Here is a 19,969-nt window from a genome sequence, read left to right on the forward strand (position 1 = left end):
GACGTGGAGCGGGTGTGCTTCCTGCTACGGGTACGACCGGACCGGCTCGACGAGTACCGCGAACGGCACCGGCACGTGTGGCCGGAGATGCTCGACGCGCTGCGCGCGGCGGGCTGGCGCAACTACTCGCTCTTCCTGAGCGACGACGGCCTGCTCGTCGGCTACCTGGAGACCGACGACTTCGAGGCGGCGCAGCGGGCCATGGCCGCCGCCGAGGTGAGCGCCCGGTGGGAGACCGACATGGCGTCGTTCTTCGAGTCCGGCCGGGCCGACGAGGGCCGGATCGTGCTCGAAGAAGTTTTCCATCTGGATGGAATCGGGGAATGTGAATGATCAAGGAACAGCTTCGCAGGCAACGCATCGAGACACCCTCGTGGGCGTACGGGAACTCCGGCACCCGCTTCAAGGTGTTCGCCCAGCCCGGCGTGCCGCGCGACCCGTACGAGAAGATCGCCGACGCCGCCCAGGTGCACGCGTTCACCGGCGTGGCGCCGACGGTGGCGCTGCACATCCCGTGGGACAAGGTCGACGACTACGCCGCCCTGGCCCGGCACGCCGCCGACCTGGGGGTGGGCATCGGCGCGATCAACTCCAACGTGTTCCAGGACGACGACTACAAGCTGGGCAGCGTCACCCATCCGGACGCCGAGGTGCGGGCCAAGGCGCTGGCGCATCTGCTGGAGTGCGTGGACATCATGGACCAGACCGGGTCCGACACCCTCAAACTGTGGTTCTCCGACGGGACCAACTACCCGGGCCAGGACGACATCCGGGCCCGCCAGGACCGGCTGGCCGAGGCGCTGGCGGCGGTGTACGCCCGGCTCGGCGAGGACCAGCGGTTCCTGCTGGAGTACAAGCTGTTCGAGCCCGCCTTCTACATGACGGACCTGCCCGACTGGGGCACCGCGTACGCCCACTGCGCCAAGCTCGGCCCCAGGGCGCAGGTCGTGGTCGACACCGGCCACCACGCGCCGGGCACCAACATCGAGTTCATCGTGGCGTTCCTGCTGCGCGAGGGGAAGCTCGGCGGCTTCGACTTCAACTCCCGCTTCTACGCCGACGACGACCTCATGGTGGGCGCCGCCGACCCGTTCCAGCTCTTCAGGATCATGTACGAGGTCATCAGGGGCGGCGGCTACACCGAGCGGACCGCGTTCATGCTGGACCAGTGCCACAACATCGAGCCGAAGATCGCCGGGCAGATCCGGTCGGTGATGAACGTGCAGGAGGCCACCGCCAAGGCGCTGCTCGTGGACCGGGACGCACTGGCCTCGGCGCAGCGGGCCGGTGACGTGCTGGGCGCCAACGCGGTGCTCATGGACGCCTACAACACCGACGTGCGGCCGCTGCTGGCGGAGCTGCGGGAGGAGATGGGGCTGGCGCCCGACCCGATGGCCGCCTACGCCAAGTCCGGATATTTCGAGAAAATCGCCGCCGATCGGGTGGGCGGCAGCCAGGCTGGGTGGGGCGCCTGATGAGTCCCGTGGACGACCTGCTCAACCGATCCCACGCGTTGGGCGCCGACCCGCGCAACACCAACTACGCCGGCGGCAACGCCTCCGCCAAGGGCCCCGGGCACGACCCCGTCACCGGCCGCGACGTCGACCTCCTGTGGGTCAAGGGCTCCGGCGGCGACCTGGGCACGCTGACGGCCGCCGGGCTGGCCGTGCTCCGCCTGGACCGGGTGCGCGCCCTCGTGGACGTCTATCCGGGAGTCGAGCGCGAGGACGAGATGGTCGCCGCGTTCGACCACTGCCTGCACGGCAAGGGAGGCGCCGCGCCGTCGATCGACACCGCCATGCACGCCCTGGTCGACGCCGCCCACGTGGACCACCTGCACCCCGACTCCGGCATCGCGATCGCCACCGCCGCCGACGGCCCCGAGCTGACCGGGCGGATCTTCGGCGACCGGGTGGTGTGGGTGCCGTGGCGCCGCCCCGGCTTCCAGCTCGGCCTGGACATCGCCGCCGTCAAGGCCGCCAACCCGCAGGCCGTCGGCTGCGTGCTCGGCGGCCACGGCATCACCGCCTGGGGCGACACCAGCGAGGAGTGCGAGCGCAACTCGCTGGACATCATCCGCACCGCCGAGGCGTACATCGCCGAGCACGGCCGCCCCGACCCGTTCGGGCCGGTCGTGCACGAGCCGCTGCCCGAGGAGGCCAGGCTCCGCCGGGCCGCCGAGCTGTTCCCCGTCGTGCGCGGCCTGGCCGGTACGGACGCCCGCCAGGTCGGCCACTACACCGCCACCCCCGAGGTGCTCGACTTCCTGTCACGGGCCGAGCACCCCAGGCTGGCCGCACTCGGCACCTCCTGCCCGGACCACTTCCTGCGCACCAAGGTCGCCCCGCTCGTGCTCGACCTGCCGCCCGACGCGCCCCTGGAGGAGGCGGTGGCCCGGCTGCGCGAGCTGCACGCCCGCTACCGCGAGGACTACGCCGCCTACTACCGGCGGCACGCCACCCCCGGCTCCCCGCCGATGCGCGGCGCCGACCCGGCCGTCGTGCTGGTGCCCGGCGTCGGCATGTTCAGCTTCGGCAAGGACAAGCAGACCGCCAGGGTGGCGGGCGAGTTCTACGTCAACGCGATCAACGTGATGCGCGGCGCTGAGGCGCTGTCCAGCTACCGGCCGATCGACGAGGCGGAGAAGTTCCGCATCGAGTACTGGGAGCTGGAGGAGGCCAAGCTGCGCCGCCTGCCGAAGCCCAGGCCGTTGGCCGGGCGGGTCGCCCTGGTCACCGGCGGCGGGTCCGGCATCGGCGCCGCCACCGCCCGCCGGCTGGCCGCCGAGGGCGCCTGCGTGGTGGTCGCCGACCGCGACCTGGCCGCCGCCGAGAAGGTCGCCGCCGAGCTGGGCGCGTCCGCCCACCGGCAGCAGGACGTGGCGATCGCGGCCGGCGTGGACGTCACCTCGGAGGAGCAGGTCCAGGAGGCGGTCCGGCAGGCCGTGCTCGCCTTCGGCGGCGTCGACCTCGTCGTCAACAACGCCGGGCTGTCGCTCTCGCGGTCGCTGCTGGAGACCACCCTCGACGACTGGGACCTGCAGCACGACGTGATGGCGCGCGGCTCGTTCCTCGTCTCCCGCGAGACCGCCCGCGTCATGATCGCCCAGAACCTGGGCGGCGACGTCGTCTACATCTCCTCCAAGAACAGCGTCTTCGCCGGGCCGAACAACGTCGCCTACGGCGCCGCCAAGGCCGACCAGGCCCACCAGGTACGGCTGCTCGCCGCCGAACTGGGCGGCCACGGCATCCGGGTGAACGGCGTCAACCCCGACGGCGTGGTCCGCGGCTCCGGCATCTTCGCCTCCGGCTGGGGCGCCAACCGGGCGGCCGTGTACGGGGTCGAGGAGGAGAAGCTGGGCGAGTTCTACGCCCAGCGGACGCTGCTGAAGAAGGAGGTGCTGCCGGAGCACGTGGCCGCGGCCGTGTTCGCGCTCACCGGCGGCGACCTGGCGCACACCACCGGCCTGCACGTCCCGGTCGACGCCGGGGTGGCGGCCGCGTTCCTGCGCTGACCCGCACCGCGCGGCCCGCCCCGGGAGCCCGGGGCGGGCGCGCGGTCAGGCGTCCCTCTGGTCGGCCGCGCGGGTCGCCCCGGCGTTCAGGATCACCACGGCCAGCAGCAGGAGCAGACCGGCGAAGACGACGGCCAGGCCGACGCCCTCGGCCAGCCAGCCGATCAGCACCGGGCCGAGCAGCAGGCCCGAGTAGGTCATGGTGGTGAACCTGGCCAGCGCCGTCGCCGCGCCCACCGAGCTGCCGTGCCCGACCGCGCTGAAGATGAGCGGCAGCAGCACCGACAGCCCCGCGCCGACCACGCCGAAACCGGCGATCGTCACGGCCGCGTTCGGGCCGGCCACGACCAGCGCCAGGCCCGCGAGCGCGATGGCGCCGCTCACCCGCACCAGGAGCGGCGCGCCGTACCTCTCGTGCAGCCGGTCGCCGACGAGCCGCCCGCCGACCTGGCAGATGTTGAACAGGGTGTAGCCCAGCGAGGCCACGGCCAGGGTCGCGCCCCGCTCGTCCAGCAGCAGCACGCCGCTCCAGTTGCCGACCGCGCCTTCCAGGACGAGCACGCTCGCGCCCATCACGCCCAGCAGCAGCACCCGGGGCGTCCAACCGGCGGCCCACCGTACCTTGATCTTCTTCTCCTGGTCCGGCTGCCGGTCGGCGCCGGGCGGCAGCATCCACAGGCCGGTGACCAGCGCGAGAGCGGCCACCCCGAGGCCCATCCAGACGAAGTGCGCCGTCAGCGAGACGTCGGCCTGCAGCACCAGCCCGCCCAGCAGCGACGCGGCCAGCGCGCCGATGCTCCAGGCCGCGTGGCAGCGGTTCATCACGGCCCGCTTGAGCGTGCGCTCCACCGCGATCGCGTGCGCGTTCATCGACACGTCGAGCAGCCCGTCGATCAGGCCGAAGACCGCCAGCGCGACGGCGAGCTGGATCGGGTCGGCGGCCAGCGCGATGCCGACCAGCGACAGCGGCAGCGCCACCCCGGTCACCCTGGCGATCGGCGCGCTGCCGAACCTGGCCACCAGGGCGCCGGTGAGCTGCATGGAGATCAGCGCGCAGACCGACGGCACGAACAGCAGCAGGCCCAGCTGCCCCTCCGACAGCCCGTGCTCGACCTTGAGCGTCGGCACCCGGATCAGGAAGCTGGCGTAGGCGAGCCCGACGATCAGGAACGCCGCCATCGCGGCCAGCCTGGTCAGGCCCGCGTTGCGGGGTTCCGGCGCCAGGTCCGGCGGGCTGGTGTCCTCAGGCGCCGTCATCGCCGGCCCACTCCTTCATCCATCGGTTGTCCGCCTTCTCACCCCGGAGGATGAAGCGCAGGTCCACGGAGACCCGCATGGCGTCGGTCACGGTGTCGAGCGAGGCGTGCACCAGATGGGGCCCGTGCACGGTGACGTCGCCCGCCTCGTAGTCGTGCCACAGCCACCTGCGGCCCACGGCCAGCGCGGTGGCCCGCAGGTCGTGGCTGATCGGCCGCGGGTCGTGGGCGCGGTCACGGGCGAGCCGGGCCCGGGCGAACCGCTCGGCCGTCTCCCGGTGCGAGCCTTCGAGGTAGACCAGGCCGCCGGTCTCCACCGGGCAGTCGCCCACCGGGATCCACATGGTGAGCACCCGGTCGCTGCCCCTGGTCATGTAGGCGTGGTCGGTGTGCGCGCGCGAGGCCGCGAGCGTGCCCGCGTGGAAGTGGCGGAGTATGCCGCGCGGCAGCCGCTCGACCGGGCCGCCGAGCAGCGCCGCCGCCAGCCCGGTCAGCGCCGGCTGGTCGGCGAACGCGGTGAAGCGCGGGTCCCGTACGAACGCGTGCGCCGGATGGCCGCGCACCCCGTGCGCGGGCAGGCCGCCGGGGGACCGGCCGGAGAAGATCCCCTCCTCCGGCGTGGAGCCGGGGGCCAGCAGCCCGTCGGGGAACGCCGACAGGTACGCCGCGCGCAGGTCCAGCACCGCCCGCCGGTCCAGGAACCCGCGCAGCAGCACCACCCCGTCCTCGGCGAAGCGCCGGCGCAGCGCGGCGGCGTCACCGGCCAGCGGCGTGCTGTCGGGCATCGGCGCGAACAGCTCGTCGGTGAACGGGATGGGCACGCCGTTGGAAGAGACGACCTGGCGTGACATCAGTAGACCCCCTCGATGATCCGCGGCCCGTCCTCGGCCTCGTACGGTCCCACCTGCGACACGCCGGGCCACGGGAACCAGGGATGCGGCGGCGCGGAGACCGCCGTGTCCCGCTCCAGCAGGTTGGGCAGGAAGAGGTCCTCCAGCAGGGTCACCACCCGGATCCGGCCCCGCTCGCCGACGGCGACCTCCTGCCAGACGTCGTCCGGCCGCACCACGTGCATGACCGCCAGCGGCGGCGGCAGGTGGTGGCTGTGCGGCTCGCCGGGCGTCGCGGCGTCACCCTGGAGCGCGTGCCCGGACAGCGTGTTGCCGTAGGTGTCGATCCACTGGACCCCCTGCAGGTACTCCTCACGCAGGTATCGGGCCTCCTCGGCGGTGCAGGAGGTGCCGCCCGTGCACACGGCCCGCACCCCGTACGCGCTCAGTGGCTTGCGCAGCGCCGGCGCGAGCGACAGGAGCAGCCGGGAGGTCGTGAAGAGCAGCGCGGGCCGCTCGTCCTCCAGGATGTCGGCGGTCTGCGCGATCAGGTGGTCCACGTACGCGTCCGCCTCGCCCGACGCCCCGACCAGCCGCTTGACCCAGCGGGGGTCGAAGTCGACCGAGAAGACGGCGGCCCCCCAGCTGTCGCCGAGCAGCTTGACGAAGTGGCCGTAGGCGTGCGGGCCGCTCGGCGTCATGGCCAGGATGTCGCCGCCGAGCAGTCCGCGCGCCTCCAGCATGACGCGGTACATCGCCACGTCGTGGATCGCGCGGGTGACGTCCACGACCCGGTACGGGCGACCCGACGAGCCGCCGGTCTCCACGACGCGGAACGGGCGCCCGGCGAAGCCGCGCGGCACCAGGTCGCGTGCCCGCACCCCGCGCAGGTCCGTCTTGTCGAACAGGCCGAACAGGCGGAGCGAGGCGTAGTCCGTGACGTCGCGGATCGGGTCGAAGGGCAGGTCGCGCTTGCGCGCCAGCCAGAACGCCGAGCCGGTCCGGTCGTCGAAGTGCCACCTCATCATCCGCGCCGTCCACTCGTCGAGCGACTCGCGCAGCGGGGGGACGTGTTCCCGCATGGCGTCGAGCAGGGAACCGTCAGGCTCCCTGGGGTGGTTCGTGTTCAGGACGGCACTCCTTCCGGGGAGGCGGCGAAGCCCGCGGGGTGGACGAACCGGGACCCGGCCGCGAGGCGGCGCGCACCGGCCCGGTCCGTCGCGACGACGGCGGCGAAGGGGAAGGGCAGCTCGCAGCCGACCAGCGGGTGGCCGGGGTGGCCGGCCTCGACGAGGGTGGGGGCGAGGTAGACGGACCCGCCGGCCTTCGACAGCACGGGCCGCCGGGTGAGCAGCCGCCCGCCGGGTTCGAGCCGGTCCATGACGAACGCGGCGAGGCGGGCGGCGTCAGGCTCCGGCCATGACGCCTGCGGCCAGCGCGGGTCCGGCGGGTCGAGCGCGATGCCGTCGAGCGTCCCGGCCAGCCGCCTGCCGAGCGGCTCCGTGCCGTCCAGGCAGGCGATCACGCACGCGTTGGTGCAGAACCGTCCGGCGTCCCCCGCGATCCGCGCGGCCAGCTCTTCGGGGTCCGGCCGGCCGTCCACGATCACACACGCCCGCCCGGGTCCGCGCAGGTCGAGCCCGGGCGCTCCGCTCGCCAGGTCCGCAGCCAGGCCGTCCCCGCCGTACACGATCTGCCGGTCCGAGCCCCTGATGAGGGCGTGCAGCGTACGCGGCGCGGACGGGTAGTAGCCGAGCGCCCCGGCCGGCCAGCCCACGTCGAGCAGGGCGCCGATCAGCCGGGCCGACGACACCGGCTCACGCCTGCTCGGGCGCACCCAGACGGCCGCGCCGGAGAGCGCGGCCTCCAGGACCGCCTCCAGGCAGGTGAAGGTGTTGGCGGGCAGCGACACCACGGTGAGTCCGTCGTGCTCGTCCGGCTCGAGCTCCTCCAGCCGTTCGGCGAGCAGGTCCGACCAGCGGCGCGTCAGCGCGGCCGGCAGCCCGGCCGACTCCCGCATGGACGCGGCGAAGTCGCCCGGGTCCTGCGCGCCGAGGCCCTCCACCGGAACGCGGCCGTGCCGGAACCGCTCCACGGCCTCGCGCAGCAGCTCCAGCCGCCGGCTCCGGTCCGGCATCGCGGGACGCCGGGCCCGCAGGCGGGCGGCGTCGTCGCGGACGACGATCTCCGGGGCGAGACAGAGCAGCGTGCCGCCGGGCGCCGGGACGGTGTCCATCGACCGGTACCACCGGCCCCCGCGCAGCAGGGGGAGTGTCGCCTCGCGGGTCACGAGAACGCGTCCCGCAGCGCCTGGACGACCCGGTCCTGCTGGGCGGCGGTCATGCCGGGGAAGATCGGCAGGCAGATGTGGCGGGCGGCGAACGCCTCGGCCCGGGGGAAGGACCGGTCGCCGAAGCGGTCCGCGAAGTAGGGCTGATGGTGCAGCGGGACGTCGTACACCTCGCCGGCCAGCCGCACCCCGCCCTCGCGCAGCCGCCGCTTGAGCGCCGCCCGGTCGACGCCTTCCGGCAGCAGGGCGAGGTACTTGTAGTGGTTCGTCGAGCAGCGCGCCGAGATGGCCGGGCGGCTCAGCGCGGGCACGCCGGCCAGGCCCTCGTCGTACCGTGCGGCCAGCGCCCGGCGTTCGGCCAGCAGCTCCGCCAGCCGGGCCAGGTGGGTGAGTCCCACCGCCGCGTGCGGCTCGCTCATCCGCCAGTTGCTGCCGAGGTCGCCGTGCAGGTTCTCCTCGAAGGACCGTTTGCCGTGGTCGCGCAGCCGCCTGGCCCGGTCCAGGTCGTCGGGCCCGGCGGTCAGCAGCCCGCCCTCCCCGCTGGTGACGACCTTCGTCGGGTAGAGGGAGAAGGCGGCCAGCCGGCCGAACGCGCCCGCCGGCCGTCCGCCGAGCGACGAGCCGAGCGCGTGCGCGGCGTCCTCGACGACCGCCACGCCCTGGTCGGCGCAGATCGCCAGCACCTCGGCGAGCGAGTCGGGCAGCGCCCCGGCCAGGTGCACGGGCACGACCGCGGCCACGTCCCCGTGCGCGGCCAGCGCGGCCCGCAGGCCCTCGGGATCCATCCCGAGGCCGTCCGGCTCCAGATCCACGAAGTCGACCGCCGCCCCGGCGCGGACGGCGCTCGCGGCGGTGGCGAAGAAGGTGTTGGCCGGGACCAGCACGGTCCGCCCCGCGACGCCGACGATCCGCAGCGCGATCTCCAGGGCCGAGGAGCCGGAGCTGACGGCGGCGACGCCGCGGCCGAGCTCCCGGCCCGCCAGCTCCTCCAGTCGCGCCCCGGTCGGGCCGAGCGTCAGCGACCCCGTGGCCAGGGCGTCGTCCACCAGGTCCAGCACGTCCAGCCGGGCCCGCACGTCGAAAAGGATCCGGGCGGCGGGCACCGTCACCTCGGCGGGTGCGGGCTTGGCCAGGGTCCGGGTGAAGAATTCGGCTGTCTCGGCCAGGCCGGTGCCGTGCCCCATCGGCAGGCGGAGCACCTCGGCCCGGCCCGGCTCGTACGCCCGCGTGATCCGCTCGCCGGCCTGCGCCGCGTCGCCCGGGTCGAGCCGCGCGTCGGCCGCGCCGTACTGGATCTGCAGCGGCGCCGGCGTCAGTGCCGCGTACAGGTCGGGCAGGTCGGCGTGGCGCAGGATGGACGGCAGCGCGACGTACTGGTTCCAGGCCAGCAGCCTGCCGATCATCGTCTGGTACGTGCCCAGGTGGCTGGCCGCGCAGAGCGGGATCGGCTCGTCGAGCAGGAGCGCGGCGTGCAGGGCCACGGCCGCGCCCAGGCTGTGGCCGAACAGGCCCACGCTCTCCACCTCGGGGTCGGCGCGCAGCCAGGCGAGCGCGGCCAGCGTGTCCTCGGCCAGCGCGCCGAGCAGGCTGCCGCCGTGCAGCCGCAGCGTGGCGTCCAGCACGTCCCCGGCGTCGCGCCCGCCCAGCGCCGCCGGGTCGGCCCACCCGTCGAGCCCGTGATCCAGGGTGAGCGTGCGGAACCCGGCCGCGGTCAGGTGCGCGGCCACGTCACGCCCTGGATGGTCGGGCGGGACCAGCCCGGTCACCCGCTCCAGCGTCGCGTTGCGCCCCGGGCACACCAGCACGGCGGGCCACGGCGGCGGACCCGGCGGCGTCAGCATGACGGCGCGGATCTCGCCGCGCCCGTCGTGCTCGAACACGAACCGATCGACCCGCCGCCCCGGGTGCTCGTCCGCGTGGCCGGCGCTGTGGGGGTCCGTGCGCGGGTGGCGCCGTTCTTCCGCGGACGCGGACCGGACGCGCAGGGTCCGGTCGCGGACGGCGGCGAGCCGGGTGACCGCCCTGCGCACCTGCGCGTTCCGGGTGGTCTGGTCCGCGGCCTGTACGGGGGAACGGCCCAGATGGGCGAACCGGTCGATCGGCGTCAAGGCGGTCCCCGGGTCAGACGAAGTCGGCGTGAAGCGCCTGGGGCACCTCGACGCGGTAGTGGGCCAGCGCGTCGTCGAGCTTGATCCGGCCTCGGCGCAGCCATTCGAGCAGCTCGTTCTGCGGCCGGTAGAAGCAGGACTTGCACAGGTCGGTACGGCGCGGGTTGCTGGACTCCCACTCGGCCCTCGGCCCGCCTTCCAGAACCGGCAGGTAGCCGTCCTCCAGCACGTTGCCGATGCGGTAGCGGCTGTTGAGGTGCACCTGGGGGCACGGGTAGAGATGGCCGTCCGCGCCGACGGCGGTGACGAAGCGGCTGTAGTGGCAGTGCTCGAAGTCGCCCTCGACCTCGTCCACCTGGTCCATCGGCCCCCGGTCGAGCTTGGGGATCGAGACCTCGAACTCCTCCGTCGACATCGCGGCGGCCTCGGCCAGCGAGGCGGAGACCTCGGCCATGACCTCGTCGATGGTCTCGTGGCCCATGGCGCTGTAGAACTCCGGCTCGAACCGGACGTAGTGCGCCCCCGAGTCGCACACGGCCCGCGCCGCCTGGACGATCTCCCGGTAGTTCTGCTTGGTGATCACGAAGTTGAAGCCGATGCGGAACTCGGGATCGACCGCCTTCTCGCGCAGCCGGCCCACGGCCGTCAGGAATGTGGTGAAGGTCCGCTCGCGGTCCCGGGTGATCTCGTTGAAGGTCGCCTCCGTGCCGGCGTTGAGCCCGACCCGCACCCAGGTGTGCGTGTTGATCACGCAGTCGGCGATCTCCCGGCGGTGCAGCCGCGACCCGTTGGTGATCAGCCCGATACGCAGCCCCGACTCATGGCCGGCCGTGCAGATCTCCGGGTAGCCGCGGTGAATGGTGCACTCCCCGCTGCCGCAGAAGGTGACCGCCCGGCCGCCGGACTCGGCGAATTCCCGCATGAGCTTGACGCTTTTGTCGGTGGGAATGGCGTCCTTGAAGGAGAACAGGTCGTAGAAGTTCTCCTCGTTCGGGGAATGGAAGTTGCAGAAATTGCAACGCATGTTGCAGGCGCCCATGATGCCGATGCGCATATGGATGGGCCGGAAAGTCTCGCCGTTGACGAATTTCCGCAGCAAGTCCTCGTGAGCCAGCACCTTGTCGGGGGCGTGGGCCTGGTCGAGCGATACCTCCACCAGATCGTCACGGTTGTGGGGACGCGCGGATCGGTAACCCTCGTCGGACATCTCGTCTCCAGCCCTCGGAACACATGGCCTCGAACTTATGGTTCGGATGCGTGCCGGAATCCGGTGTCGGCCGGTTTCCGTCTTGCCGGGGAAGGTGTTCTGTCCCGTCCGTTAACGGGATGTTGGGAGCGCTCCCAGGTGACGCTAGGGGAAACATCAAAATTGGTCAAGACCTCTTGTGATGAAATTTTCGGCGGGGTAGCGTGTGTCCGGCTCTGTGTTATCGCAGGTGAGAGGAATCGGCGTGGCAGAAACTCCCGCAACGTCTTCCGGAAATCCGGAAAGAGACGTCCGGTCCCTGGGCCGCCGGCTGGCCGCCTACGTCTTCCTCGCGTACGATCCCTCGGTCCCCGCCGTGGCCGCCGACTGGTGGGAGATCAGCGGGCCGCACTATCGCGACGTGGCCGGCGCGGTGGCCGAATTCGCCGCCGGCCGTCCCGCGGCGGCCGACCTCGACCGGTTCGCCGCCGAGCCCGGCGACCGCGCGCTGGAGTCGGCGCTGGCCGACTCGCTCACCGCCCTGCTGCTCGACTCTCCCGCCGACCGCCCCCGGCTGGAGAAGCTCGTCGCCGCCGCCGACGAGCAGGTGCTCGTCGACTACCACCACGGCGTCAGGATCGACCGGTCCGCGCCCGCGGTCGGCCTGGACGACGTCGCCGCCTGGGCCCGGCCGCGCACCCCGGTCACGATCGTCATCCCCTTCCGCGACCGCGTGGGCGGCGCCCGCGCCCGCAACCTGCTCGCCTGCCTGGCAGCCCTGCGCGACCAGGACGAGCACGGCGCGCGGGTGCGCGTCACCGTCGTCGAGTCCGACTCCGAGCCCCGCTGGCGCGGCACCGTCGAGCCGCTCGCCGACCACTACCTGTTCGCGCGGCACGACGGCCACTTCAACAAGTCGTGGGCGGTCAACGCCGGCGTGCGCAACACCCCCGGCGAGCCCGAGCTGATCTGCGTGCTCGACACCGACATCCTGACCGACCGGCGCTTCCTGGCGCGCAACATCGGCCGGATGACCGCGGAGCCCACGCTGTCGGCCTTCCTGCCCTACCGCCGCATGTACTGCCTCGACCCCGAGTCCTCCTCCGCCGCCATCCGCGGCAGGCTGGAGCGCGGCGACGCCGACGTGCCGCTCGACGCGCTCCGCTCGCTGGTGCTCCGCGAGCCGCCCGGCGCCTGCCTGTGGGTCAGGGCCCCGGTCTTCCACGCCATCGGCGGCTTCGACGAGCGCTTCCAGGGCTGGGGCGGCGAGGACGACGACGTCGTGGCCAGGCTCGCCCGCGCCGGACGGCTGACCAGGTTCGACGACCCGCTGCTGCACCTGGCGCACCCGCGCCCGGAGATGACACTCGACGGCAAGCCGTTCAACGCCCACATCCGGCCGCTGAGCTGGACCGCCGACGGCGGATACGGCGACCTGCGGGGCCCCAGGGGATGAGCGCGTACGCGACCGCCACCTCGGCGCCGCGCGGCGGCCGGCTCCGCTTCCGCCTGACCGGCGACGAGAGCCACTGCGTCGTCCGCGACACGGTGACCGGCGAGACCGTGGCGCGGCTCGGCTGCGCCGGGCCGTGGTGGACCCTCGACATCCCGCCCGGCTGGCCGAGCTCGCTCTACGCCGCGTCCTTCGGCTCCGCCGATCCCGAGGACGACGTCTACTTCGTGGTACGACCCGACAGGCCGGGCGACGCCCTCCTGGTGTCCGTCCCCTTCCTCACCTGGCAGGCCTACAACCGGGCGGGCGTGCCGGGGGAGGGGCTCTACCCGACGGAGAGCGCCGGCCGGGCCGGTCGCGTCACCTTCGACCGGCCGGGCGGCGGACCGGCCGGCCACTGGGAGGATCGCTTCTACCGCTGGCTGAGCCGCACCGGCGTCCGGGCCGACTACTGCTCCAACCTCGACCTGCACGAGGACCCCGGCCCGCTGCTGCGCGGCCGCCGGCTGCTGGTGGTCGCGGGCCACGACGAATACTGGACCCGGCGGATGCGCGACGCGGCCGAGTCGTTCGTCGCGGCGGGCGGCAACATCGCCTTCTTCGGCGGCAACACCTGCTGGTGGCAGGCCCGCCTGGAAGACGGCGGCCGCACCCTGGTCTGCCACCGCGACGCCCTGCTCGACCCGATGGCCTCCGTCGATCCGAGCCTGGTCACCGTCGAGTGGACCAGCGCGCCGGTGTCCCGCCCGGAGAACACGCTGACCGGCGTGAGCTTCCGGCGCGGCGCCGGCTGCTGGGAGGACATGGGCGCGGTCGCCGCCGAGGCCTACACGACGCGGTTCGCCGGACACTGGGTGTTCGAGGGCACCGGGCTGCGCGACGGCGACGCCTTCGGCAAGGGCGCCATCGGCTACGAGACCGACGCCGCAGAATACGCCGAGGTCGACGGGGTGCCGCTGGCGACCGGCGCCGACGGCACGCCCGCCGAGTTCACCATCCTGGCCACCGCCGACCTGCGCCACTGGCGTGACCTCGGGCAGGGCGGCCACGCCACGATGGGCATCATGCGGCGCGGCGCCGGCACCGTGTTCAACGCGGCCACGGTCGGCTGGGGAGACGCCATCGACGACGACCCGGTCGTCGACCGCGTCACCCGCAACGTGCTGCGCCGGCTCGGCGGGCCCGCCGGCTGGTGGGAGCCGATGGGCGGCGGGGCCGGCGTGACCGGGCTGGCCGTCTGCGACCACCTGCTCTTCGGCCTGGTGGACGGCGAGCTGCGCGTACGGCGCTTCCGCACGCAGAACCTGCCGTGGCGGCCGGTCGAGCCGGCGGCCGGGCTGGTGGCGCTGGCCGCACCGCGCGAGGCGACCTCCGGCGCGCCCGTCGTCCTCTACGGCCTGGACTCCGCCGGCCGGGTGCTCGTCCGCGACCCGGTGGCCGAGGCCGCGCCGTGGACCGAGATCTATCCCGCACCGCCCGGCGCGATCGGCCTCGCGCCCGTCGACCGGACCATGTTCGCGCTCGGTTCCGGCGGCGAGCTGTGGGGCCGCCCGCTCGCCGCCGGGGTGTCCGGCCCGTGGACCCCCGTGACCGGTGGGTCCGGCATCGTGGCGCTCGCCCATCTCGGCGGGCGGCTGATGGGCCTGGACGCCGGCGGCGCCCTGTACGGCAGGATGCCGGACGGCGACGCGTGGGCCCCGCTCGACACGACGCCCGGTCTGGCCACCCTGACCGGCTCGGCGGGCAGGCTCGTCGGCGCCACCCCGCAGGGCGACCTCTACTGGCGCGAACCACCCGTCCCACGGCCGGCCCCCTGACCACCCCGCCCCGCAACCCTTCGGCACCCCGACCCCGCAGAGGAGGACGCGTGCGCCGCATCTCGCTCGCCGGCCGCCGCCGCATCCGGCTGGACCACGACGCGCCCGTGCCCGCCATCGGACCGGGCGACGTGCTGGTCCGGGTGGGCGCCTGCACGGTCTGCAACCGCAGCGACCTGGCCTACTACCACTACTACGGCCTGCGTGACCACTGCGCGACCGGCTGCTTCGGCCACGAGATCGCCGGCACCGTCGAGGCCGTCGGGGAGCGCGTGACCAGTGTCGAGCCGGGACGGCGGGTGTTCGTCCGCACCCCGCTCACCTCGGGGTTCGCCGAGTTCGCGGCGGCCAGGGAGATCAGCGTCGGCGCGCTGCCCGACGACGTGCCGTTCGAACAGGGCTCGATCCTGCAACTGCTGCCGCTGGCCGTGCACGCGACCCGGGGCGTGCGGCTGGGCGACCGGGTGGCGATCGTGGGCCAGGGGCCGGTCGGCCTGATGGCCCTGCAGGTCGCGCGGTTGCGCGGGGCCGCCGAGATCGTCGTCACGGACCTGGACCCCTGGCGGCTGGAACGTTCGGCGCTCCTGGGCGCCGACCGCACGGTCGTGGCGCCGTCCCCGCACGCCGTGCCCGGCGACCTGGGCGCGGACTTCGACGTCGCCGTCGAGGCCGTCGGCACCCCGCACACCGCCCGCGCCTGCGTCGACCTCGTCCGCCAGAACGGGCTGGTGGTCTTCCTCGGCACCCACCACGTCGACACGCACGTCACCTTCGACCTCGTCCAGTGGGAGCGCAAGGGGTTGCGCGTGCACAGCTCCGCCGAGCCGACCGACACCGCCAGGGCCGAGGCCATGGCGGTCGCCGTGCGCCTGGCCGCCGCCTTCACCGGGCGGCTGCGTCTCGACGCGATCCTCACCGCGACGTACCCGCTGGAGAATCTCCAGGACGCCCTCGACCGCCTCTCCGAGAGCCCCACCCTGCACCCCGCCGGGGACGACACGCCTCACCTCACTCCACCTGCGAAAACCCTGAAGATCGCGATATGTCCGGATCCGGGCTGACCTGGGGGATCGCCGGTTACGGCGACATCGTGCGCAAACGGGCCCTGCCCGCCCTGCTCGCCCTCGGGGAGACGGTCGCCTGCGTCTGGGGCCGGGACGCCGCCCGCGCCCGCGCCACCTGCGACGCGTTCGCGGCCGGCTTCGGCACCTCCGACTACGGTGAACTGCTCGCCGCGTCGGACGTCGTCTACGTCGCCACCCCGGTCGCCGCCCACCTGCCGCTCGCCGCGGCAGCGGCCCGCGCCGGCCTCCCCGTCCTCGTGGAAAAACCCCTCGGCAGCCCACCACACCCCCTCAAGCCGCACGCCGCCGAGCCGCACGCCGCTCACCCGCACGCTGGCCCCCTCAAGCCGCACGCCGCCGAGCCGCACGCCGCCGAGCCGCACGCCGCCGAGCCGCACGCCGCCGAGCCGCACCCCACCAAGCCGCACTCCGCCCTGTTGGACGCCGCCGCGCTGGACGCCGCCCACGTCGGGGTCGCCTACTACCGCAGGCTCGCGCCCGCCGTCCGCCGGGTGCGTGAGCTGCTGGGCGGGCGCGCGGTGCGCCGGGTCGAGGTGGCGTACCAGGGATCGTTCGACCCCGGCCCCGACGACCCCAAGGTGTGGCGTACCGATCCGGCGCTGTCCGGCGGCGGGGTGCTCGCCGACGTGGGCAGCCACCGCCTCGACCTGCTCTGCCTGCTGCTGGGCGAGCCGGTCGTCACCGGCGCGGAGGTCGGCCTGCCCTTCCCGCGCGGCGCCGAACGGGTCGCGCGGGCCAGGCTCGCCTGGCCGGACGGGGCGAGCGGAGCGGTGGACACGGCCTGGCGGCCGGGACCTCGGCACGACCGCCTGCTGCTCGTCTTCGACGGCGGCCGGCTGGAACTCGACCCGCTCGACTCGGGGTGGGTGCGCGGCACCGTCGACGGGGTCACCGTCGAGCAGCACCTGCCGCCACCGGCCAACGCGCACGCACCGCTCATGGCCGACTTCGCGCGCAGCGTCCGCGACGGGACCGCACCGGTCTGTCCCGTCCGCGACGCCCGCGCCGTCGACCGGCTCATCTCGGCCGTGTACGCGGCCGCGACCACTCTGGAGGAAGACACCTGATGGCTGCCGTATCCCTGCCCGCGTTCCCGGCGCCGCTGCGCTGGCTCAACGAGCCCGAAGGATGGCGCGTCGACGGCGACGACACGCTCGTCATCACCGCCGCCGCGGGCACCGACCTGTTCTCCGACCCGGGCGAGCCGAACCGGTACGCCAACGCCCCCGCCCTGGTGGGACGCCTGGACGGCGACTTCACGCTCAGCGCCCGGGTCCGGCTCGACCTGCGCTCCACCTTCGACGCGGGCGTGCTGCTGCTGCACGCCGACGCCGATCACTGGGCCAAGTTCTGCCTCGAACTGTCCCCCCAGCGCACCCCCACCGTCGTCTCGGTGGTCACCCGGGGCGTCTCCGACGACTGCAACTCGGTGCCCATGCACGGCGACGACATCCGGCTCCGCGTCTCACGCGTCGGCCCGGCCTTCGCCTTCCACGTCGCCGAGGGGACCGGCGCCTGGAGCCTCATCAGGTACTTCGCGCTGGACGGCGACCCGGAGGTGGGCTTCCTCGCCCAGAGCCCCACCGGTGTCGGCGCCACCGTCCGCTTCGAGGACATCCAGTACACCCCCAAACGGCTGTCCGACCTGCGCAACGGCGAGTGACCGAACCTGCGAGGTCGCTGTGAAGCCCGTCCTTGGGCCTTTGCGGCGGCCTCCGGCGGGGGGATCGTGGCCGCATGAGATCAGCGATCCTCAAGACCGCGCTCTGCGCGGCCCTCGCGGGCGCGCTCATGGCGCCGCCCGCGCAGGCTGCCACGCTTCCCGATACCTTCCCGCTGCCCAACGGGTTCCAGCCGGAGGGCATAGAGATCGGGCCCGGCCCGTACGCCTACTTCGGATCGCGGGCCACCGGCGACATCTACCGTGCCGACCTGCGCACCGGCCGGGGCAAGGTGATCAGCAAGGGGCCGGGCACCCAGTCGCTCGGGCTCAAGACCGACGACCGCGGGCGGTTGTTCGTCGCCGGCGGGAACGCCGGGAACGCCCGCGTCATCGACCTGCGCACCGGCGCGGTGATCAAGTCGTACCAGCTCGCGACCGGCACCGCGTTCGTCAACGACGTGCTGCTGTTCCGCGGCTCCGCGTGGATCACCGACTCGGCCAACCCGGTGCTCTACCGGCTGCCGCTCGGCCGCCACGGCAAGCTCCCCGAGCAGCCGGTGACCGTCCCGCTCACCGGCGCGATCCAGTACGTCACCGGCACCAACGCCAACGGCATCGCGCCCACGCCGGACGGGCGGAAGCTGCTCATCGTCCAGTCCAACACCGGCAAGCTGTTCAGGGCCGACCCGCGCAACGGCGCCACCACCGAGGTCGACCTGGGCGGTGAGTCGCTCGCCAACGGCGACGGCCTGCTGCTGCGCGGCCGGACGTTGTACGTGGTGCAGAACCGGCTGAACGTCGTGGCCGTGGTCCGCATGAGCGCCGACGGCTCCTCCGGCCGGGTGGCCGACCGGCTCACCGACGACCGGTTCGACGTGCCCACCACGGTGGCCGCCTTCGGCGGGCGGCTCTACCTGCCGAACGCCCGCTTCACCACGCCGCCGACCCCCGACACCCCGTACGACGTGGTCTCCGTCAAGGCCAGGCGCTGATCACGACCCGGAGGGCGAGGGCCGGATGGAGGCCAGATACTCCTCGAAGGGGACGACCTCCTCGGCCCTCACCTCTCCGGCGTGCCTGCCGTTCCCGTTGTGGGCCGCCGGCTGCCCCGTGCCACGCATGAGACCGGCCAGCTCGGCCGCCGCGCGGGCGATCCGGTCCGACAGCCCGTCGGCGTAGGCGTCACCGCCGCCGCCCCAGTCTTCCGTCGCCGCGTACACCGCGGTCGGCGTCACCACGGCGCGCAGGTACGAGAAGAGCGGCCGCATCGCGTGCTCCAGCACCAGCGAGTGCCGGGGCGTCCCGCCGGTGGCGCCCATCAGCACCGGCTTGCCCTCCAGCGCCCGCGGGTCGAGCACGTCGAAGAACGACTTGAACAGCCCGCTGTAGGAGGCGGTGAAGACCGGGGTGACCGCGATCAGCCCGTCCGCCCCGGTCACGTCGTCGATCGCGCGGCGCAGCCGGGTGTTGGGGAAGCCGGTGACGAAGGCGTCGGCGATGTCCGTCGCCAGGTCGCGGAGTTCGACGACGACCGGCTCGGACCCGCCGCCGAGCCGCTCGCCGACGGCCCGCGCGAGGCGGTCGGCGAGCAGGCGGGTGGAGGACGGCTGGGTCAGCCCGGCCGTGACGACGACGAGCTTCATACGGTGATCTCCTTCGCGTTCCTGGCGGCGAGCAGGGAGGCGTGCGTGGGGGCGTCGGGCACGTCGGCCGGGCGGCCGACCGCGAACTCCCGGCGCAGCACCGGCACGACCTCCTCGCCGAGGATGTCGAGCTGCTCCAGCACCGTCTTCAGCGGCAGACCGGCGTGGTCCATGAGGAACAGCTGGCGCTGGTAGTCGCCGAAGTACTCGCGGAACTCGAGCGTACGGTCGATGACCTGCTGCGGGCTGCCCACCGTCAGCGGCGTCTCGGCCATGAAGTCCTCCAGCGACGGCCCGTGGCCGTAGACCGGGGCGTTGTCGAAGTACGGGCGGAACTCGCGGATCGCGTCCTGGGAGTTCTTGCGCATGAACACCTGCCCGCCGAGCCCGACGATCGCCTGCTCCGGCGTGCCGTGCCCGTAGTGGGCGTAACGCTGCCGGTAGAGGGTGATCAGGCGGATGAAGTGCTCCTTCGGCCAGAAGATGTTGTTGGCGAAGAACCCGTCGCCGTAGTAGGCGGCCTGCTCGGCGATCTCCGGGCTGCGGATGGAGCCGTGCCACACGAACGGCGGCACCCCGTCCAGCGGGCGCGGCGTGGAGGTGAAGCCCTGCAGCGGTGTGCGGAAGCGGCCCTCCCAGTCGACCACGTCCTCGCGCCAGAGCCGGTGCAGCAGCGCGTAGTTCTCGACGGCCAGCGGGATGCCCTGCCGGATGTCCTGGCCGAACCACGGGTAGACCGGCCCGGTGTTGCCGCGGCCCATCATCAGGTCCACCCGGCCGTCGGCCAGGTGCTGCAGCATCGCGTAGTCTTCCGCGATCTTGACCGGGTCGTTCGTGGTGATCAACGTGGTGGCGGTCGAGAGGATCAGCCGCTCGGTCCTGGCGGCGACGTAGCCCAGCATGGTGGTCGGCGAGGACGGCACGAACGGCGGGTTGTGGTGCTCGCCGGTGGCGAACACGTCCAGGCCCACCTCCTCGGCCTTCGACGCGATCCGCATGATCGCCTTGATGCGCTCGCCCTCGGTGGGGGTTCGCCCCGTCGTCGGGTCCATGGTCACGTCGCCGACACTGAAGATGCCGAACTGCACTTTAGTCACCCACCCTTACTGTTGAACTTTCAACAG

At 73.4% G+C, this 19,969-nt stretch carries 17 protein-coding genes; 9 read left to right on the forward strand and 8 right to left on the reverse strand.

Annotation, left to right across the window (positions count from 1 at the left end; translation table 11 throughout):
* Nucleotides 1-3 precede the first annotated feature (3 nt).
* From ACGFI7_RS10205 to ACGFI7_RS10215, 3 genes are read left to right on the forward strand one after another with little or no spacing between them, the layout of a single operon-like run.
* On the forward strand, nucleotides 4-333 hold the full coding sequence (locus ACGFI7_RS10205; RefSeq protein ID WP_393401691.1) for an L-rhamnose mutarotase: 330 nt from the start codon (nucleotides 4-6) through the stop codon (nucleotides 331-333).
* Entirely contained in the window at nucleotides 330-1,475 is a 1,146-nt protein-coding gene (gene rhaI, locus ACGFI7_RS10210; RefSeq protein WP_393401694.1) for an L-rhamnose isomerase, read from the forward strand. The genes ACGFI7_RS10205 and rhaI overlap by 4 nt, the downstream gene beginning before the upstream one ends.
* Complete coding sequence (locus ACGFI7_RS10215) at nucleotides 1,475-3,514, forward strand: bifunctional aldolase/short-chain dehydrogenase (protein WP_393401696.1); 2,040 nt, start codon at nucleotides 1,475-1,477, stop codon at nucleotides 3,512-3,514. Before rhaI ends, ACGFI7_RS10215 begins: the two co-directional genes overlap by 1 nt.
* A gap of 45 nt (nucleotides 3,515-3,559) precedes the next feature.
* Here ACGFI7_RS10215 and ACGFI7_RS10220 read toward each other — a convergent pair whose 3' ends face one another.
* Genes ACGFI7_RS10220 through ACGFI7_RS10245 form a run of 6 tightly spaced genes read right to left on the reverse strand, consistent with a single transcriptional unit; the run spans nucleotide 3,560 to nucleotide 11,205 of the window.
* A complete protein-coding gene (locus ACGFI7_RS10220) occupies nucleotides 3,560-4,771 on the reverse strand; it encodes an MFS transporter (protein ID WP_393401699.1) in 1,212 nt (403 codons plus the stop codon).
* Complete coding sequence (locus ACGFI7_RS10225) at nucleotides 4,758-5,621, reverse strand: phytanoyl-CoA dioxygenase family protein (protein ID WP_393401702.1); 864 nt, start codon at nucleotides 5,619-5,621, stop codon at nucleotides 4,758-4,760. The genes ACGFI7_RS10220 and ACGFI7_RS10225 overlap by 14 nt, the downstream gene beginning before the upstream one ends.
* Nucleotides 5,621-6,682 (reverse strand): hypothetical protein, encoded by a 1,062-nt coding sequence (locus ACGFI7_RS10230; protein ID WP_393401705.1) that lies wholly within the window; start codon nucleotides 6,680-6,682, stop codon nucleotides 5,621-5,623. Before ACGFI7_RS10230 ends, ACGFI7_RS10225 begins: the two co-directional genes overlap by 1 nt.
* Before the next feature lie 44 nt (nucleotides 6,683-6,726).
* A complete protein-coding gene (locus tag ACGFI7_RS10235; RefSeq protein ID WP_393401708.1) occupies nucleotides 6,727-7,890 on the reverse strand; it encodes an acyl-CoA reductase in 1,164 nt (387 codons plus the stop codon).
* Nucleotides 7,887-9,998 (reverse strand): DegT/DnrJ/EryC1/StrS family aminotransferase, encoded by a 2,112-nt coding sequence (locus ACGFI7_RS10240; protein WP_393401711.1) that lies wholly within the window; start codon nucleotides 9,996-9,998, stop codon nucleotides 7,887-7,889. Before ACGFI7_RS10240 ends, ACGFI7_RS10235 begins: the two co-directional genes overlap by 4 nt.
* 13 nt (nucleotides 9,999-10,011) lie before the next feature.
* The gene (locus ACGFI7_RS10245; RefSeq protein ID WP_393401714.1) at nucleotides 10,012-11,205 is read right to left on the reverse strand and encodes a radical SAM protein; all 1,194 of its coding nucleotides are present in this window, start codon (nucleotides 11,203-11,205) and stop codon (nucleotides 10,012-10,014) included.
* A 244-nt stretch (nucleotides 11,206-11,449) separates the two neighbouring features.
* Here ACGFI7_RS10245 and ACGFI7_RS10250 point away from each other — a divergent pair, with 244 nt between their 5' ends.
* The 6 genes from ACGFI7_RS10250 to ACGFI7_RS10275 all read left to right on the forward strand — a co-directional run bounded on the left by ACGFI7_RS10250 (nucleotide 11,450) and on the right by ACGFI7_RS10275 (nucleotide 18,194).
* A complete protein-coding gene (locus ACGFI7_RS10250; protein WP_393401716.1) occupies nucleotides 11,450-12,640 on the forward strand; it encodes a glycosyltransferase in 1,191 nt (396 codons plus the stop codon).
* Nucleotides 12,637-14,454 carry a N,N-dimethylformamidase beta subunit family domain-containing protein gene (locus ACGFI7_RS10255; RefSeq protein ID WP_393401718.1) on the forward strand — a complete coding sequence of 606 codons (1,818 nt, stop codon included), beginning with the start codon at nucleotides 12,637-12,639 and terminating at the stop codon, nucleotides 14,452-14,454. The genes ACGFI7_RS10250 and ACGFI7_RS10255 overlap by 4 nt, the downstream gene beginning before the upstream one ends.
* A gap of 50 nt (nucleotides 14,455-14,504) precedes the next feature.
* Entirely contained in the window at nucleotides 14,505-15,515 is a 1,011-nt protein-coding gene (locus ACGFI7_RS10260; protein WP_393401721.1) for a zinc-binding dehydrogenase, read from the forward strand.
* Nucleotides 15,497-16,606, forward strand: coding sequence for a Gfo/Idh/MocA family protein (locus ACGFI7_RS10265; protein WP_393401724.1), 1,110 nt, complete (start codon nucleotides 15,497-15,499; stop codon nucleotides 16,604-16,606). The genes ACGFI7_RS10260 and ACGFI7_RS10265 overlap by 19 nt, the downstream gene beginning before the upstream one ends.
* Nucleotides 16,606-17,202 carry a DUF1349 domain-containing protein gene (locus ACGFI7_RS10270; RefSeq protein WP_393401726.1) on the forward strand — a complete coding sequence of 199 codons (597 nt, stop codon included), beginning with the start codon at nucleotides 16,606-16,608 and terminating at the stop codon, nucleotides 17,200-17,202. Before ACGFI7_RS10265 ends, ACGFI7_RS10270 begins: the two co-directional genes overlap by 1 nt.
* Nucleotides 17,203-17,276: 74 nt before the next feature.
* A complete protein-coding gene (locus ACGFI7_RS10275) occupies nucleotides 17,277-18,194 on the forward strand; it encodes a superoxide dismutase (protein ID WP_393401728.1) in 918 nt (305 codons plus the stop codon).
* Here the strand turns inward: ACGFI7_RS10275 and ACGFI7_RS10280 are convergent, their stop codons facing one another.
* Both ACGFI7_RS10280 and ACGFI7_RS10285 read right to left on the reverse strand, forming a co-directional pair.
* Complete coding sequence (locus ACGFI7_RS10280; protein WP_393401730.1) at nucleotides 18,195-18,845, reverse strand: FMN reductase; 651 nt, start codon at nucleotides 18,843-18,845, stop codon at nucleotides 18,195-18,197.
* Nucleotides 18,842-19,933, reverse strand: coding sequence for an LLM class flavin-dependent oxidoreductase (locus tag ACGFI7_RS10285; RefSeq protein WP_393401927.1), 1,092 nt, complete (start codon nucleotides 19,931-19,933; stop codon nucleotides 18,842-18,844). The genes ACGFI7_RS10280 and ACGFI7_RS10285 overlap by 4 nt, the downstream gene beginning before the upstream one ends.
* Between the last annotated feature and the right edge of the window lie 36 nt (nucleotides 19,934-19,969).

The organism is Nonomuraea sp. NPDC048826 (genome assembly GCF_043198225.1).
GTDB lineage: Bacteria > Actinomycetota > Actinomycetes > Streptosporangiales > Streptosporangiaceae > Nonomuraea.